Annotated in this window: 15 protein-coding genes; 8 read left to right on the forward strand and 7 right to left on the reverse strand. The window is 70.7% G+C overall.

Annotation, left to right across the window (positions count from 1 at the left end; all coding sequences use genetic code 11):
- Window positions 1-61 precede the first annotated feature (61 nt).
- Both AC07DF_RS24390 and AC07DF_RS24395 read left to right on the forward strand, forming a co-directional pair.
- Window positions 62-1,516, forward strand: coding sequence for an MFS transporter (locus tag AC07DF_RS24390; protein WP_478975093.1), 1,455 nt, complete (start codon window positions 62-64; stop codon window positions 1,514-1,516).
- Window positions 1,517-1,777: 261 nt separating this feature from the next.
- A complete protein-coding gene (locus AC07DF_RS24395; protein ID WP_478975096.1) occupies window positions 1,778-2,332 on the forward strand; it encodes a hypothetical protein in 555 nt (184 codons plus the stop codon).
- Between the two features lie 34 nt (window positions 2,333-2,366).
- On the opposite strand, the gene AC07DF_RS24400 is transcribed toward AC07DF_RS24395, so the two are convergent.
- Window positions 2,367-3,257 (reverse strand): MmyB family transcriptional regulator, encoded by an 891-nt coding sequence (locus tag AC07DF_RS24400; RefSeq protein ID WP_478975099.1) that lies wholly within the window; start codon window positions 3,255-3,257, stop codon window positions 2,367-2,369.
- A gap of 102 nt (window positions 3,258-3,359) precedes the next feature.
- Here AC07DF_RS24400 and AC07DF_RS24405 point away from each other — a divergent pair, with 102 nt between their 5' ends.
- Together AC07DF_RS24405 and AC07DF_RS24410 are read left to right on the forward strand one after the other, a co-directional pair.
- Window positions 3,360-4,793 (forward strand): MFS transporter, encoded by a 1,434-nt coding sequence (locus AC07DF_RS24405; protein WP_478975102.1) that lies wholly within the window; start codon window positions 3,360-3,362, stop codon window positions 4,791-4,793.
- 116 nt (window positions 4,794-4,909) lie between these two features.
- Window positions 4,910-5,116 carry a hypothetical protein gene (locus tag AC07DF_RS24410; protein ID WP_189723369.1) on the forward strand — a complete coding sequence of 69 codons (207 nt, stop codon included), beginning with the start codon at window positions 4,910-4,912 and terminating at the stop codon, window positions 5,114-5,116.
- Between the two features lie 18 nt (window positions 5,117-5,134).
- Here AC07DF_RS24410 and AC07DF_RS24415 read toward each other — a convergent pair whose 3' ends face one another.
- The 5 genes from AC07DF_RS24415 to AC07DF_RS24435 all read right to left on the reverse strand — a co-directional run bounded on the left by AC07DF_RS24415 (window position 5,135) and on the right by AC07DF_RS24435 (window position 9,937).
- Window positions 5,135-6,001, reverse strand: a complete 867-nt coding sequence (locus tag AC07DF_RS24415) for a GNAT family N-acetyltransferase (protein ID WP_478975106.1) — start codon at window positions 5,999-6,001, stop codon at window positions 5,135-5,137.
- 91 nt (window positions 6,002-6,092) lie between these two features.
- Window positions 6,093-6,680 (reverse strand): TetR/AcrR family transcriptional regulator, encoded by a 588-nt coding sequence (locus AC07DF_RS24420; RefSeq protein ID WP_478975109.1) that lies wholly within the window; start codon window positions 6,678-6,680, stop codon window positions 6,093-6,095.
- A 25-nt stretch (window positions 6,681-6,705) separates the two neighbouring features.
- A complete protein-coding gene (locus tag AC07DF_RS24425; protein ID WP_478975112.1) occupies window positions 6,706-7,710 on the reverse strand; it encodes an aldo/keto reductase in 1,005 nt (334 codons plus the stop codon).
- Between the two features lie 73 nt (window positions 7,711-7,783).
- Window positions 7,784-8,404 carry a LysE family translocator gene (locus AC07DF_RS24430; protein ID WP_478975115.1) on the reverse strand — a complete coding sequence of 207 codons (621 nt, stop codon included), beginning with the start codon at window positions 8,402-8,404 and terminating at the stop codon, window positions 7,784-7,786.
- A gap of 150 nt (window positions 8,405-8,554) precedes the next feature.
- Window positions 8,555-9,937, reverse strand: a complete 1,383-nt coding sequence (locus AC07DF_RS24435) for a glycine--tRNA ligase (protein WP_478975119.1) — start codon at window positions 9,935-9,937, stop codon at window positions 8,555-8,557.
- A 194-nt stretch (window positions 9,938-10,131) separates the two neighbouring features.
- Here AC07DF_RS24435 and AC07DF_RS24440 point away from each other — a divergent pair, with 194 nt between their 5' ends.
- The 4 genes from AC07DF_RS24440 to AC07DF_RS24455 are packed head-to-tail and all read left to right on the forward strand — an operon-like array spanning window position 10,132 to window position 13,259.
- Window positions 10,132-11,091, forward strand: coding sequence for a metal ABC transporter substrate-binding protein (locus tag AC07DF_RS24440; RefSeq protein WP_478975122.1), 960 nt, complete (start codon window positions 10,132-10,134; stop codon window positions 11,089-11,091).
- A gap of 20 nt (window positions 11,092-11,111) precedes the next feature.
- On the forward strand, window positions 11,112-11,879 hold the full coding sequence (locus AC07DF_RS24445; protein ID WP_478975125.1) for a metal ABC transporter ATP-binding protein: 768 nt from the start codon (window positions 11,112-11,114) through the stop codon (window positions 11,877-11,879).
- Window positions 11,879-12,781, forward strand: a complete 903-nt coding sequence (locus AC07DF_RS24450) for a metal ABC transporter permease (protein WP_478975128.1) — start codon at window positions 11,879-11,881, stop codon at window positions 12,779-12,781. The genes AC07DF_RS24445 and AC07DF_RS24450 overlap by 1 nt, the downstream gene beginning before the upstream one ends.
- Window positions 12,782-12,839: 58 nt before the next feature.
- Complete coding sequence (locus AC07DF_RS24455; RefSeq protein ID WP_478975131.1) at window positions 12,840-13,259, forward strand: Fur family transcriptional regulator; 420 nt, start codon at window positions 12,840-12,842, stop codon at window positions 13,257-13,259.
- 9 nt (window positions 13,260-13,268) lie between these two features.
- Here the strand turns inward: AC07DF_RS24455 and AC07DF_RS24460 are convergent, their stop codons facing one another.
- The gene (locus AC07DF_RS24460; protein ID WP_478975134.1) at window positions 13,269-16,580 is read right to left on the reverse strand and encodes a caspase, EACC1-associated type; all 3,312 of its coding nucleotides are present in this window, start codon (window positions 16,578-16,580) and stop codon (window positions 13,269-13,271) included.
- Window position 16,581: the final 1 nt, after the last annotated feature.

A 16,581-nucleotide genomic window follows, 5' to 3' on the forward strand; every position in this document is an offset into this window, starting at 1 on the left:
CAATGAGACGGTAAAATTCATTAGTTAGCCACACTATTGAAATCGGCGTACGATGGCACGCATGCCCGAGCTCAGCCCCCGCCGCCGCATGCTGGTGCTCGCGATCTGCTGTATGAGCCTGCTGATCGTGAGCCTCGACAACACGGTCCTGAACGTGGCGCTGCCGTCCATGCAGCAGGACCTGCACGCGAGCACGTCCGGCCTGCAGTGGACGATCGACGCCTACACCCTGGTCCTGGCCTCGCTGCTGATGCTCGCGGGCTCGACGGCCGACCGGATCGGCCGCAAGCGGGTCTTCATGGCGGGCCTGGTGGTCTTCACCATCGGCTCGGTCCTCTGTTCCCTCGCACCGAACCTGGAGGCGCTGGTCGCCTTCCGGATGATCCAGGCGGTGGGTGGCTCGATGCTGAACCCGGTCGCCATGTCGATCATCACCAACACCTTCACCGACCCGCGTGAGCGCGCCCGTGCGATCGGTGTGTGGGGCGCGGTCGTCGGCATATCGATGGCCGCCGGTCCGCTGGTCGGCGGCCTCCTCGTCGAGTCGGTCGGCTGGCGCTCCATCTTCTGGATCAACCTGCCGGTGGGCCTCGCCGCCCTGCTCCTCACCCTGCGCTTCGTCCCCGAGTCCCGCGCCGGCAAGGCCCGCCGCCCCGACCCGGTCGGCCAGCTCCTGGTGATCGCCCTCTTCGGCTCCCTGACGTACGCGATCATCGAGGCGCCGACCACGCCGTTCGCCTCGACGGCCCCGCTGGCCGCGGTCGCCCTGGCCGCGCTCCTCGGCCTGCTCTGGTACGAGCCGCGCCGCACGGAACCCTTGATCGATCTGCGGTTCTTCCGCTCTGCGCCGTTCAGCGGGGCCACGGTCATCGCGGTCAGCGCGTTCGCCGCGCTCGGCGGGTTCCTCTTCCTGTCCACGCTGTACCTCCAGAACGTCCGCGGTCTGACCGCCCTGGAGGCTGGCCTGTGGATGCTGCCGATGGCGGCCCCGACGTTCCTGTGCGCCCCACTCTCCGGCCGCCTGGTCGGCACTCGCGGGCCACGCCTCCCGCTTGTGATCGCCGGCTTCGCGATGACCGCGAGCGGCGTGCTCTTCGCCGCGTTCGAGGCCGAGACCTCCGACGTCACGCTCTTCGCCGGATACGTCCTCTTCGGCATCGGTTTCGGTTTCGTCAACGCGCCCATCACCAACACGGCGGTGTCCGGCATGCCGCGTGCGCAGGCGGGTGTCGCCGCGGCGGTGGCCTCGACGAGCCGGCAGCTCGGGCAGACGCTCGGTGTCGCGGTGGTGGGGGCGGTGCTCGCCTCCGGTGTGGGCTCGTCGTCGTACCGCGAGACGTTCGTGTCGGCGGCCCGGCCGGGGTGGTGGATCCTCGCGGTGTGCGGCTTCGCCGTGCTGATGCTGGGGGCGGTGACGAGTGGACGATGGGCTCGGGGGACCGCCGAGCGGGCCGCCGAAAGGCTGGAGGCGGCTGAGGTGCGGGACGTGATGGTGACCGCGGACCGTGCCTCGTAGCCGTGGTTCGCTGCCCTCCGGCAGCCCCGGACGAGACCTTGCCGATCAGACGGGTTTCCGCACCCCATAAGCTCGTCCGTCAACGGCCGACGTAGATGGAGAGGGACGGGGCGCATGGCGGTGGACAGGAAGATCCGCGGGCCGGCGGCAGGAGACGGCCGAGCGACCCAGCCTGCCGAGAACGCTTCTTCCCCACGCCTTACGGGCCCCCTTCGCTGGGTTCTTTGGTTTCTGTTCCACAGCGCATGCACTGTGGCTTCGGTGGCACTGATGTGGTTCTCGCCGGTGGCACCACTGCCGGCCCTGCTGCGCGGTCCGGCCTGGTTCACTTCCACGCTGCTGATACCCGCGGCGCTCGTCCTGGTGCCGGCCCTCTTGCTCCGCCACATCACTCACAAGAAGAAGACGCCGCTGTCGGCCGTCTGCGCGCTCGTCGTTGCCGTCCTGGCCGCAATCGGGCTGTCGGTCATCACCGCTTTGGCCGGCGATGAGCGGACACTGCAGACTCGCGGCCGGTGGACCGAGGCCGTCGTGGCCGAGGTCGAGAACGGCAAGACCGACGAGTGCACGCTCCGCACCCGCGACGGCCGGGACATCTCCCCTGAGATGACGGACGGCTGCGACCCGGCAACGGTTGAGGCAGGCGACGAACTGCACGTGCTGTACGACCCCAAGGGCGCGGCCGCTCCGTTGGAGGACGACACGGCAGTGGAGCTGGACCCCGGCTCCTACCGAGGGACGATCGGCGGCCTGGCAGCGCTGATCGTCGTGACAGGCACGTGGGGCTGCGTACGACTGAGTCGAGGGGACAACTAGCACGACGGGGCGGCCGTGCCGCCTAGGCCCCGCGCTAGCCGTGCCGTCCCGCGGCGATCGCCTGCAGCCTCTCCAGCCGCTCCCGGGACTCCTCGTCCGCCGGTACGTACGTCACGATCCGCGGCCCCGCCCCGGGCGTCAGCCACAGGTCCGTGTGATCGACGGCGATGCGGCCGACGTGGCGGTTGAGGAACTCCTTGCGTTTGGTGCGGTGGGCCACGACCTCGTGGCGGTCCCAGGCCGTGCGGAACTCGGGGGACTCGGTGCGCAGGCGCTTGAGCAGCATCTTCCAGGCGGGCTCGGTGAGATGGCCGGCCATCGCCGCGCGGAAGCGGGCCGCCATCAGGCGCTGGGTCTCCTCCAGGTGCACGATCGACGACTGCCACTCGGCGTGCGTGTAGGACAGGACCATGCAGTTGCGGTTCTCGGGCGGCACCGTGTCCAGGTCGCACAGCAGCAGCCCGTATGTGCGGTTGTAGGCGAGGATGTCGTACCGGCTGTTCTGCAGGCACGCCGGGAACGGCTCGACCTGCTCCAGCAGCGCCCGCATGGCCGGCGTGACCGACGGGCACGTGGTCGCGGGCGTCGGGTCGGCCGCGCCGGCCAGCTGGAAGAGGTGGGCGCGCTCGCCGGGGTCGAGCAGCAGCGCGCGGGCGAGCGCGTCGAGGACCTGGACGGAGACCTGGATGTCCCGGGCCTGCTCCAGCCACGTGTACCAGGTGACGCCCACGGCCGAGAGCTGGGCGACCTCCTCACGGCGCAGACCCGGCGTACGGCGTCGGCGGCCCCGGGGCAGGCCGACCTGCTCGGGGGCGATCCGCTCCCGGCGGCTGCGCAGGAACGCCGCCAGCTCGTGCCGCCGGACATCCCCGTCGCGGGGCGCCCCAGGCGCGCGGACCGCCGTCTCCTCGGCCATGGTCGTCATACCCTCCAGCCTGCCGCCGCCCGGACCCTGTTTCCAGGTGGTGCGGCTACCAGGATAAGGACACTCTGGTACCAGCCTGACTGAGGCAGCAGGCTCGTCACCGTGACCACGGAATCCCTCACCTCACGCCCCGTCCGCTCGCCCGCCTCCCCGGCCCCCGTGCTCGGCGGGCTCGGACTGTTCGCGGTGCTGCTGGCCGCGGCCCTGCCCCTCGTCGACTTCTTCATCGTCAACGTCGCCCTGCCCACCATCGGCACCGACCTGGCCGCGAGCGAGGCGGTCCTCGAACTCGTCGTGGCCGGGTACGGGGTGTCGTACGCCGTCCTGCTGGTCCTCGGGGGCCGGCTCGGTGACCTGTTCGGCCGACGGCGGCTGTTCCTCGGCGGTATGGCGGCCTTCGGTCTGACCTCGCTGGCGTGCGGGCTGGCGCCGGACGCCTGGTCGCTGGTCGCGGCCCGGGTCGCGCAGGGCGCGTCGGCCGCCGCGATGCTGCCGCAGGTACTGGCCACCATCCAGGCCACCACGACCGGCCCCCGGCGCGCCAGGGCCATGGGTCTGTACGGCGCGACTGCCGGGCTGTCCATGGTCGCCGGACAGATCCTGGGCGGGGTCCTCGTCGCGGCCGACATCGCCGGTACCGGCTGGCGCTCGGTGTTCCTCGTCAATGTGCCGGTCGTCCTGGCCGGCCTGGTGCTGGCCGTCCGGGTGGTGCCGGAGACCCGCTCGCCGCGGCCGGAGCCGGTCGACGTCCCCGGCACGTTCCTCCTCGCGGCCTCGCTGCTCACCCTGCTCGTCCCGCTCACCGAAGGCCGGGCGGCGGGCTGGCCGTTGTGGACCTGGCTGTCGCTGGCCGCGTTCCCGTTCGTGGCGGCGGCGTTCTACGCGGTGGAGCGCAGGGCCGACCGCGAGGGCCGTACGCCGCTGGTCCCGCCGAGCCTGTTCGCACTCACCTCACTGCGCCGCGGGCTGCTGCTGGTGCTGCCCTTCTCCATCGGCTTCAGCGGCTTCATGTTCGTGATCGCGGTGGCCCTGCAGGAGGGCGCCGGACTCGATCCGGTCGCCGCGGGCCTGGCCCTCCTGCCTCTGGCGGTGGTGTTCTTCGTCTTCTCCTTGCTGGGCCCCCGGCTGGTCGCCCGGTACGGCACACGTGTGGTGACGGCCGGTGCCGTCCTCCAGGGCGTGGGCCTGGTGCTGATGGCACTGTCCGCCTGGCGCTTCTGGCCGCACCTGGGTTTCGTCGAGCTGCTCCCGGGCGCGGCGGTCGCCGGCGCGGGCCAGGCCCTGCAACTCCCCGTCATCTTCCGGGTCGTCCTCTCCGAGGTGCCGCCCGCCCGCGCCGGTGTCGGCAGCGGCGTGATGATCACCACCCAGCAGTCGGCACTGGCCCTCGGTGTGGCCACCCTGGGCACGCTGTTCCTGTCCCTGGTCCCGGCGATGGGCATGCGGGACGCCCTGGTCACAACGCTGCTGGTGCAGCTCGCCGGGGTGGTGCTGACGGGCCTGCTGAGCCTCAGGCTGCCGCGCGAAATCGTCTGAGCGAGCTCACGGCCTGATAACTCGCATCCGGGGAAACCCTGTTGATGTTGGTCTTGCCGCACACTCCTTACTGCGAGCGGACCGGACGGGCCGGATTCCTGGACGCGGGAGGCGTCATGGCGCAGATCGACACGAGCAAGGTGAGCCGCTGGGACCAGCACGGCCGTGAGCACGTGGTGCGGGTACGGCGCACGGGCATGCAGCGCACGATCAGATGCGACACCTGCGGCTGGCGCAGAGGAGCGCAGTTCCTGCCGTGGCTGAAGGCCGAGGAGCACCTGGCGGAGGCCCATCAGGCGACGGTGGACCCGACGGCGGCGTGAACGGCCGGGCGTGTGGCCCTAGTAGAGGATCGAGGGCAGGTACGCCCCGTCGGGCTGGTTGTACAGGCCGATGGTCATCAGGCTCAACAGCTGCACGACCTTGAGGCCGTTGGACAGGCACCACCTGAGCAGCGCGCTGTCGCCCGCCGGTACCAGGATGCCCGGGCCTCCGAACTGCTGGGCCGACGCGATCAGCGCCTGGAGGTCCGGCGTGGTCTCGCCCACCGCGTGGGAGAAGAACGCCAGGTCGGTGGCGTACCCGGTGACGTGTCCCCCGCGCTCGACGACTCGGGCGGTGCCCTGTTTGAGCGCGTCGGCGACCTCACCGCCACGGTCGACGCCGTGGACCTGCCGGCACACGTCGTTGCAGGCGCCGAGGTCCGCGTCCGTGGCCTCCCGCACCGCGTACCCCGGCATCGCACGCTGGATCGGCGGGCCCTGCACGCACGCCATCGTGGCCCGGTGGGCGAAGCCCAGGCTCACGTACAGCGAGAACGATCTGTTGTGGTAGCCGCTCTGCAACAGCCGGATGCCCGGCGCCCCGCGCTCGTCGGCACGCTCCATCACGTCGCGCATCAGGCGGCGGCCCACGCCCGCGTTCTGCACGGTGGGGTCGACGGTGACCGGCCCGACCCCGACGACGGTCGAGCGCTCGTCGAGGAAGTTGCTGCCCACGATCCGCCCGTCGAGTTCGGCGACGACGCTGTGGAAGCCCGGGTGCGTCAGGGCTCCCTCGATCAGCGCGACACCCACTTCGGGGCTCGGGACGTCGGGCGGGAAAGCGTGCTCCTCGGCGATGCCGGCGAAGGCCTCGTAGCAGATCCTTCCGCACTCTGCGGCATCGCCCGAAGTGCCCGGGCGCAGTATGAGATCCACGATCGCCATCCCCTTCTCAGCGCCCCCCGCGCGGCGACCCACCCCTCCCTTTCCATCCTGTGCCCCTTCCGGCCGGCGCGCACCCGGTGGGGCGATCCCGTCAGGGCCGCAACCCCCGCACCACCAGCTCCACCACCGCCTCGAACTCCCCCTCCACGCCGGGCTGCTCCCATTCCCGCGCGTAGCAGGGGTCGTGGAAGCGCCCCGTCGCCTGGAAGACCGCCCGGGCCGAGGCCTCCGGGTCGGTGGCGGTGAAGCTGCCGGTCTCCACGCCGGACCAGATGATGCGGGCCAGTTGGGCGGTGAGGTCGGTGATGTGCTCGCCGACCGCTGTACCGGCCTCGTCGGTGAGGACCATGTACGTGGCGAACAGCTCGGGGTCCTCGCCCGCCTTGCGGCGCTTCGCGGCGAACAGCGCGGCGAGCCAGTCCCGCAGCCGGGCCTCCGGAGCACTGCCCTCGGCGACGATGCCGGACAGCTCCCCGGACGTGCGATCCAGCCAGCGTTTGGTGACCGCCTCGCGCAGGGCCGCCTTGGTCCGGAAGTGGCGGTAGACGCTGCCGTGGCTGACACCGAGCGCCCGGGCGACGTCCACGACGGTGGCCTTGGCCGGGCCGTGGCGCCGCAGCACCTCCTCGGTGGCCTCGAGGATGCGCTCGGCGGTCAGGGTTTCGCTGGTCGGTGCCATGTCCTGACCGTACCCAAAGCCCGGTTCAGCTCTCGAGGTGCGCCATCTGGGCCGCCGGGTAGCGGTCGCCGGCGGCGGCACCGGCCGGCACGGCCTCCTCGATCGCGGCCAGGTCGGCCGCGTCCAGCGTCAGGTCCAGCGCGCCCAGCGCCTCCGTGAGCCGGTCGCGGCGGCGGGCGCCGACCAGCGGCACGATGTCCTCACCGCGCGAGAGCACCCAGGCGATGGCCGTCTGCGCGACGCTGGCGCCCTTCTGCTCGGCGATCTTCCGCAGCGCCTCGACCAGGTCCAGGTTGTGCCGGAGGTTCTCGCCCTGGAAGCGCGGCGACATCGCCCGGAAGTCTTCCGCGCCGAGCTGCCGGTCCGCGGTGAAGTGGCCCGATATCAGGCCCCGCGAGAGCACCCCGTACGCCGTGATCCCTATGCCCAGCTCACGCGTGGTCGGCAGGATCTCGTCCTCGATGCCGCGCGATATGAGGGAGTACTCGATCTGGAGGTCGGAGATCGGCGCGGTGGCGGCGGCCCGGCGGATGGTCTCGGCGCCGACCTCGCTCAGGCCGATGTGCCGCACGTATCCCTTCTCGACGAGTTCCGCGATCGCGCCGACCGTCTCCTCGATCGGCACGTCCGGGTCGAGGCGGGCGATGCGGTAGACGTCGATGTGGTCGACGCCGAGCCGCTGCAGGGAGTACGCGGCGAAGCTCTTCACGGCGGCGGGCCGGCCGTCATAGCCCAGCCAGCTGCCGTCCGGGCCGCGCAGGGCGCCGAACTTCACGCTGACCAGCGCCTGTTCACGCCGGGGCGCGGGGGCCGCGCGGAGGGCCTCGCCGATCAGCAGTTCGTTGTGGCCCATGCCGTAGAAGTCGCCGGTGTCCAGCAGCGTGACGCCCGCTTCGAGCGCCGCGTGGAGGGTCGCGATGGATTCGGCCCGGTCCGCCTCGCCGTACAGCGCGGACATGCCCATGCAGCCGAGACCGAGGGCGGAGACCTGGGGGCCGGTGTTTCCGAGAGGGCGGGTTTGCATCGTCATGCCAACCACCATGCCATGACAGCTGACAGATTTCAATATCTGTCACTCCATAGTTGTCACCGCCCCCTCCATGTCACCGCGCCGTGAACGCCAGCTTCGCCCCCAGCGCCACGAACGACCCCGCGAACCCCCGCCGCAGCCACGCCATCACCCGCGGCCGCCCGATGACGTGACTGCGCACCGACGCGGCCAGCACGCCGTACAGGGCGAACACCAAGAAGGTCGCCAGCATGAACACCCCGCCCAGCACCAGCATCCGAACCACCGCATGCGGCTCCCCCGGGCTCACGAACTGCGGCAGGAACGCGAAGAAGAAGATCGTCAGCTTCGGATTGAGGATGTTGATCAGCACACCCCGCACGATCACCCGCCGCGCCGACACCGGCTCCGGCGTCGCCGCCCGCTCCTCCACCACGAGGGCCTCTTTGTCCCGCACGGTCGCCCAGGCCATGTACAGCAGATAGGCCACCCCTGCGTACTTCAGCACCTCGAAGGCGGTCGCGCTGGCGTGCAGCAGCGCGGCGACGCCGGTGACCGTGGCCAGCAGGTGGGGCACGATCCCGAGCGTGCAGCCGACGGCCGCGACGACACTCGCGCGGCGGCCACGGGAGAGCGCCGCGGCGAGGGTGTAGACGACGCCGGTGCCGGGCGTCGCGACGACGACAAGGGTGGTCAGCAGAAACGCGATGGTCATGCGCTCACCCTGGCGCGGCGCCACCCCGGGATACAGGTCCAATCGACCATGGCGCTGGAGGACCACTCCCCGGTACCGCAGGACCACGAACGCGACGGTGCCGGGCCCCTCCGAAGAGGAACCCGGCACCGTCGTGCACGCGAAGGGCGATCAGCAGCCGATCAGGCGGGCCGCCAGGTACCCCTCGATCTGGTCGAGGGAGACGCGCTCCTGCTTCATCGAGTCACGCTCGCGGACGGTGACCGCGTTGTCCTCGAGGGTGTCGAAGTCGACGGTCACACAGAACGGCGTACCGATCTCGTCCTGGCGGCGGTAGCGGCGGCCGATGGCGCCGGCGTCGTCGAAGTCGATGTTCCAGTTCTGGCGCAGCGCCTGGGCGAGGCCCTTGGCCTTCGGGGACAGCTCCGGGTTCCGGGACAGCGGGAGCACCGCGACCTTCACCGGGGCGAGACGGTGGTCGAGGCGCAGTACGGTGCGCTTCTCCATCTTGCCCTTGGCGTTGGGCGCCTCGTCCTCGACGTAGGCGTCGAGGAGGAACGCCAGCATCGCGCGGCCGACACCGGCCGCGGGCTCGATGACGTACGGCGTCCAGCGCTCGCCGGCTTCCTGGTCGAAGTAGGTGAGGTCCTGGCCGGAGGCCTTGGAGTGGGCACCGAGGTCGTAGTCGGTGCGGTTGGCGACGCCCTCGAGCTCGCCCCACTCACTGCCGCCGAACTGGAAGCGGTACTCGATGTCGGCGGTGCGCTTGGAGTAGTGGGAGAGCTTCTCCTTGGGGTGCTCGTACCACCGCATGTTCTCCTCGCTCATGCCGAGGCCGGTGTACCAGTTCCAGCGCTGCTCCATCCAGTACTCCTGCCACTTCTCGTCCTCGCCCGGCTTGACGAAGAACTCCATCTCCATCTGCTCGAACTCGCGGGTGCGGAAGATGAAGTTGCCGGGCGTGATCTCGTTGCGGAAGGACTTGCCCATCTGGGCGATGCCGAACGGCGGCTTGCGGCGCGAAGTGGTCTGCACCTGGGAGAAGTTGGTGAAGATGCCCTGCGCGGTCTCGGGCCGCAGGTAGGCGACGGAGCCGGAGTCCTGCGTCGGGCCGAGGTGGGTGGACAGCAGGCCGGAGAACTGCTTGGGCTCGGTGAAGGTGCCCTTGTTTCCGCAGTTGGGGCAGTTGAGGTCCGCGAGCCCGTTCTCCGGGGCGCGGCCCTTCTTCTCCTCGTAGGCCTCCTCCAGGTGGTCCGCGCGGAACCGCTTGTGGCAGGAGGTGCACTCGGTGAGGGGGTCCGTGAACGTGGCGACGTGGCCGGAGGCGACCCAGACCTCGGGGGCCAGGATGACGGACGAGTCGATACCGACCACGTCCTCGCGCGACGTCACCATGTAGCGCCACCACTGGCGCTTGAGGTTCTCCTTGAGCTCGACACCCAGCGGGCCGTAGTCCCAGGCGGCGCGCTGACCGCCGTAGATCTCACTACAGGGGAATACGAAGCCACGGCGCTTGCTCAGGCTGACGATGGTGTCGATCTTGTCGGCGGCCACGGTGCTCTCTTCATTACGACGACGGGCGACGAAGCGAGTTGCTTCCAGCGAATGATTCAGGTTACCGGCGGGGACGCCCCTCCAATCAAATCGCTCCCCCCTCAGCGACCGCCAGAGGGCTGCGAGCCCTGTTTCCAAGCCCAGTTCAGGACGTTTGTTGACAACGGTTTCCATATTTGTTGAAAATGAGTGTCATGAACGTACGACGACGCCTCATACCCGCCGCCGCGGCCGCCTCTCTCGGCCTCGGCGCTCTGACCGCCTGCTCCAGCGACAGCGCGGCGACGGGCAACACGGAGAAGTTCGACGTCGTCGCGTCGTTCTACCCGATGGCCTTCCTCGCCGAGCAGATAGGCGGCGACCACGCGAACGTCACCAGTCTGACCGAGCCCGGCCAGGAGCCGCACGACCTGGAGATCAGCACCAAGCAGCGCGCCCAGCTCGAGGAGGCCGACGCGGCGCTCTTCCTCAAGGGCCTCCAGCCCGCCGTCGACGAGGCCGTCTCGCAGACCGGCATCGAGACGAAGATAGACGCGGCCTCGCTGACCCACCTCGAGGACCACGGCGGCGCCGGGCACAGCCACGAGGGTGAGGAAGGGCACTCCGAGGAAGGTGATTCCGAGGAGGAGCACGGCCGCGACCCGCACGTCTGGCTGGATCCCGTGAAGTACGCCGAGATCGCCCAGGGCGTCGGCAAGGCCTTCGAGAAGGCCGACCCGGACCACGCGGCCGACTACAAGAAGAACACCGCGGCCCTGGTCAAGAAGCTGGGCGGCCTGAACAGCGACTTCGAGAACGGCCTGAAGGACAGCAAGTCCAAGGTCTTCTTCACCAACCACGCCGCCTTCGGCTACCTCGCCGAGCGCTACGGCCTCACCCAGGAGGCCATCTCCGGAATCGACCCCGAGAGCGAGCCCAGCGCCGCCCGGGTCAAGGAGCTCCAGCAGGAGGCCAAGGCCGACGGCGTCACCACCGTCTTCTACGAGACGCTGGTCTCCGACCGGACCGCGAAGACCCTGGCCCGGGACGCGAACCTGAAGACGGACGTCCTCGACCCGCTCGAGGGCATCACCGACAAGTCCCGCGGCGACGACTACTTCCAGGTCATGGAAGCCAACCTCAAGGCCCTGCGGACGGCCCTGGGAGCCAAGTGACTCACTCATCGGAGGACGGCATGACCGAGCCCGTCGTTTCCCTGCGCGGCGTCCGCGCGGACCTGGGCTCGCGCCCCGTCCTGCGCGGCATCGACCTCACCGTGCACCGCGGTGAGGTCGTCGCGCTGCTCGGCGCGAACGGCTCCGGCAAGTCCACGGCCGTACGCAGCATCATCGGCCAGGTGCAGACCGGCGCCGGCGAGATCGAACTGTTCGGCACACCTCGCGCGCGGTTCCGCGACTGGCGGCGCGTGGGCTACGTCCCGCAGCGCACCACGGCCGCGGGCGGCGTGCCCGCCACGGTGACCGAGGTGGTCTCCTCCGGCCGCCTGTCCCGGGCCCGCTTCGGCGTGCTGCGCAAGGCCGACCACAAGGCCGTACGGCAGGCACTGGACCTGGTCGGCATGGCGGACCGGGCCAAGGACTCCGTCGACGCCCTCTCGGGCGGCCAGCACCAGCGGGTCCTGATCGCCCGCGCCCTCGCCTCCGAGCCCGAGCTGCTGATCATGGACGAGCCGATGGCGGGCGTCGACCTGGCCAGCCAGGAGGTGCTCGCGCACACGCTGCGCGAGCAGGTCGCCCAGGGCACCACCGTGCTGCTCGTCCTGCACGAACTGGGCCCCCTGGAGCCCCTCATCGACCGGGCTGTCGTCCTGCGCGACGGCTGCGTCGTGCACGACGGACCGCCCCCGAAGGCGGTCGGGCAGCACGCCCTCCCCGGCCACGACCACGTACACCCGCACGCCCCCGCGGGCGCCGAACCGATCCGTACGGGACTGCTGAGCTGATGGACTTCCTCGACTACGCCTTCATGCAGCGGGCCCTGCTCGCCGCCGTCCTGGTCGGCATCACCGCCCCTGCGGTCGGGATCTACCTGGTCCAGCGCCGCCAGGCCCTGATGGGCGACGGCATCGGCCACGTGGCGATGACCGGTGTCGGCCTCGGCTTCCTGCTGACCTGGTCCCCGGTGTGGATGGCGACCCTCGTCTCCGTCCTCGGCGCGGTCCTCATGGAGCTGATCCGCTGGTACGGCAAGACCCGCGGCGACATCGCCCTCGCGATGCTCTTCTACGGCGGCATGGCCGGCGGTGTGATGTTCATCAACCTCGCACCGACGGGCTCCAACGCCAATCTGACGTCGTACCTGTTCGGCTCCCTGTCGACGGTGTCCGAGTCGGACGTCACGGCGATCTGTGTCCTGGCCGCCTTCGTCGTCCTGGTCACGCTCGGCCTGCGCCGGCAGCTGTTCGCGGTCAGCCAGGACGAGGAGTTCGCCCGGGTCACGGGCCTTCCGGTGCGCGTCCTGAACCTGCTGACGGCGATCACCGCGGCCGTCACCGTGACGGTGGCGATGCGCGTGGTCGGCCTGCTGCTGGTCAGCGCGCTGATGGTGGTGCCCGTCGCGGCGGCCCAGCAGATCAGCCGCAGCTTCGCCGCCACGTTCGCGATCGCCGTCGCCATCGGCGTGAGCGTGACGATCGGCGGCACGGTCACCTCGTACTACCAGGACGTCCCGCCCGGTGCGACGATCGTGTTGCTGACCATCGGCGCGTTCATCGTGCTGACGGCGCTCGCGGCTCCGCTGGCCCGCCGCCGCGCCCGCGCCCGGGCTGCCGCGCAATCCGCCCATGACCCCGGCGAGTGCGCGATTCCGGGTACCCGGGGGGCGGCCGACGAAGTCGGCGTCTGACCGCCCCCACCCCGGGCTGGCACAATGACCCGGGCAAGGCAGACGTGAGGAGGCAACGGTGACGACCGCTGGACCGTCCGTGAAGGGCCGCGCCACCCGGCAGCGGGCCGCCGTGTCGGCGGCCCTGGAAGAGGTCGACGAGTTCCGCAGTGCGCAGGACCTGCACGACATGCTCAAGCACAAGGGCGACTCGGTCGGGCTCACCACGGTCTACCGCACGCTCCAGTCCCTCGCCGACGCCGGTGAGGTCGACGTCCTGCGCACCGCCGACGGCGAGTCCGTCTACCGCCGTTGCTCCACGGACGACCATCACCACCACCTGGTGTGCCGGGGGTGCGGCAAGGCCGTCGAGGTGGAGGGGCCGGCCGTGGAGAAGTGGGCGGAGGCCGTCGCCTCGGAGCACGGGTTTGTGAACGTGGCTCATACGGTGGAGATTTTCGGGACCTGTGCGGACTGCGCGAGGGCCTCCGGCGGTTGAGCCGGTCCTTCATCCGGGGGTGCGGTTGCGGGCGATCGTGACGGCTCGCCCGCTGCTGCCACTACTGAAGAACTGGGGCAGTGGGAGGTTCTGGTCGTGAAGCCGCCGGCGCAGCTCTTCGTAGAGTGAATCCATGGAGATGGTCTCCTCGCCCGATGCCACGCCGCCTTCCAGGACCTTGATGAGTTCACCGGTGAACGGCGTGTGCCTCTCGCCCGACGGAGCCAGGGCGCGTTCCACGGACGCTGAGGCCGCCAGCACGAAGGTGTTCTCGGTGGCGAGACGCATCCGGCCATCGCTGTGGAAGGGGCCGCTCATGGCATCCCGCACGGCGCGGCCGCTGTAGCAGCAGTCGAGGATGACCACCTTGTGGCGGGCCCTGCTCGTGTTCAGGATGTAGCGGATGTCTCGGTACGCCACGGCCGTATGCGGCGATGCCGGACGGGTGGCGCTCACCGCCAGACTCAGCTCTCCGGTTTCCGGGAGAAGCAGGCTGTGCCCGGCGAAATACACCAGCACGGTGTCCTCGGCGGAACTGGCGGCGTGCTCGACGGCGTCCAGGACCTCGCCGGGGTACTCCGGATCCGCCAGTACGGCGGTGCGTGACGGGGTGAAGGCTCCCGTCGACGGTTCGGTCAGCAGGGCGGTCAGATCAGCGAGTCCGTCGCGCACCGCCGGCAGGGCGGACAGTTCCCGGTAGTCGCTGGATCCGATCAGGACCGCGTTCGAGTGGCTCGGGTCGGGGAGCCCCTCGGGGCGGCCGGCCATGACCGGGTACGACCAGGCCCATGCCCGGTAGCCCTTGAGATCCACCCGCACGCGCTGGAGACGTCCGTGCAGCGCCGGCACGCTTGCGTGGAGTTGCTCGGACACGATGAGTCCGTAGGACGCTCGCGGCTGCGCCGCCATCGCTTCCCGCAGAACGGCGGAGTCGAGGAGACGGCTGACGCGGACGGCGTCGTCGCCCATCGCGATGCGCACGCGCGTGGGCCAATCCCGCCTGCGCATGTTCGCCAGCCCGTCGTCCACCGCTTCGATGAAGGCGGGGACGACGCTCGCCTGGTCCGGCTCGGGAGGCAGCAGGAAGGTGAGGCCGTCGCCACGACGCTGGATCCGGCACGCGTCAAGGCGGAGGCCTGCCGTCCGCAGCGCGGCCTCGGTGATCGCCGCCAGGGTCTCCATCTCCTCAAGTTGTGCGGCATCGTTCAGTCGTGTCGGTCGTACGGTCTCCATGGCGACCCACACCGCGTCCGCCGGTGCCGGCCGCGGGCCGGACCGGGCCGCCGTGGTCCGCAGGCGCAGCCCGATGACGGGCCCACCGGCGGGCGACTCCAGGAGTTTCACGCACTCGTCGTGGGAGGACGGCTCCTCGGTGAGCTCAGCGCTCTCGTCCACGATCAGGAGGAGGAGCACAGAGCTGTCCCGGCGCACCGGAAGGGGCGGCCACGTGAAGAAGAGTGATCTGCTGCGCCGGACATCCAGCGTGTAGGTCTCGGGGTCGATTCCCCTTTCCTCCAGGAACCGCCCCAGGTCCAGAACCACGTCGTCGTCCCTCGCCCCGGGCGACACAGGAGTCCGTGCGTGGACGTACAGAAGGAGGTGTGCGAGCAACAGCTCGGCGTGCTTCGGAACCGCCCGTCGCCGCATGGCGTCACGCACGCGGCGAAACGATGCCCGGAGTTCCGGGGGGACGGAGGACAGCACGGTGTCGACGTCCTGCGCCTGCGGGGCCCTGGGCTGCGACGGCGACAGGAGAACCACCTCGGGCGGCAACTCGGCCGACAGCCCGAGTCGCGCCTGCAACGCGGCCCCCAAATACGCGAACGGCTTCGAGCCCCCGGGATCGTCCCTGCCCGTGGGCCAGGCGGGGAAGTCCGACGAGCCGCCGCCCAGGGATTCGATACGTTGCCCCACCCGACGGCCGCAGTCGATCAGCTCAGCCGTGGGAACGGCGTCGAGCAGCAGGTCCTTCGCCTCCGCCGTGAAGTCGAACAGGCGGTGACGCCCCGCCGGTGACTCCCCCGAGGACGACGGAAGCGGCTGGACCAGCCCCCCGAGCAGGACCTCGGCCAGCGGCACGGCGCCCTGCCCCTGGTCGAGGCAGGAGTGGACGAGTTGCATCACCGGCACGGTGACCGGGGCCATGGCCGCCAGATGAGCCGCCAGGCGCAGGGCCTCCGGGGACGCGGCCCGGCTGAACTCCGTGGCGGACACCCGGAGTGGCTCGACGGCACGCCCCGAGGCCCGCTGGGGTGTCCACAGGCGCATCGTGAGGGGCCGCCCGACGACGGTGTTCACGGCTGCCCAGGTGGCGAGACCGGCGGGGGCCAGCTCCAGGACGGGGACGGCGACAGCCGGGGCCGGGGCGACGGCCGACGGGAGTACCGAGTGCGTCACGCTCCAGGCGGTGTTCGACACCCCCGGCCTGGGTGAGGCGACCTGCCAAGTGTCCCAACGCACACCGGACCCCGCCCACAGCCGACGGGGCAGCGTGTGGACCACGGCCGTGGGGCCTTTGCGCGCCCACCCCTCGATCACGGGGATCATCCGTCCGTCGCGCCAGGCCGCCGCCGCGCCGTCGGTCACGACCAGCACCATGGTCTGCCCGGAGGCGTCCGCGAGGGAGTTGGCCGGCCGGGTCGCCGAGTTGTCACTGCTCCACGGGCGCCCGAGGCGAACGTCGCCGCCGGGCCCGTATCGGATCTGGTACGTCTCGACCTGCCGGAACGCGCCGCTGCGTTCGAAGATCGCCTTCAGCTCGGCGCACTGACGCTCCCACAGCAGCATGGACATGCCGCCGTCGATGACCAGGGCGAGCCGCAGCCACCGCTCCGGCTTGGGCCGCAGAACCATCTGCGGGGTCCGGGTGTCCGCCTGAAGGGCGGCCGTCGCTGCTTCGTCGAACTCTGTACGGTGACGGCTCCGAACGCGCCGCTTGAGCGGCCGCAGGGACCGGCCGAGGGGCAGTCCCGAACCCAGTGCCCTGGCGCCGGGGGTCCACAGGGCGTCGGCCGGGGCCGAGTCCGTGGGACCGGAGATCACGCCGACGTGGTGTTCCTGCTCCTGCCTGTGCTCCGCGTCCGGAAGGCCTTCCCCGTCGGGGACGGCGTCGCCCGCGGCGGACCCGTCCTGCGCTGCGCGAAGGCCCGGCGGCGGAGGACCGTCATCCAGAGCCTGTACGGCGGTTCCCCGGAGAGCTCCGGCGAGCGGCGCGGCAGCCCCCGCCGGAATGCGTGCCGCAAGCCAGAGGAGGTCGAGAAGATCGTCCCCCTCCATCGGCATGGCCGCGGCCCCCAGAACGTCCCGCAGCTCCTGGAACATG

The organism is Streptomyces sp. NPDC044719 (assembly GCF_056433405.1).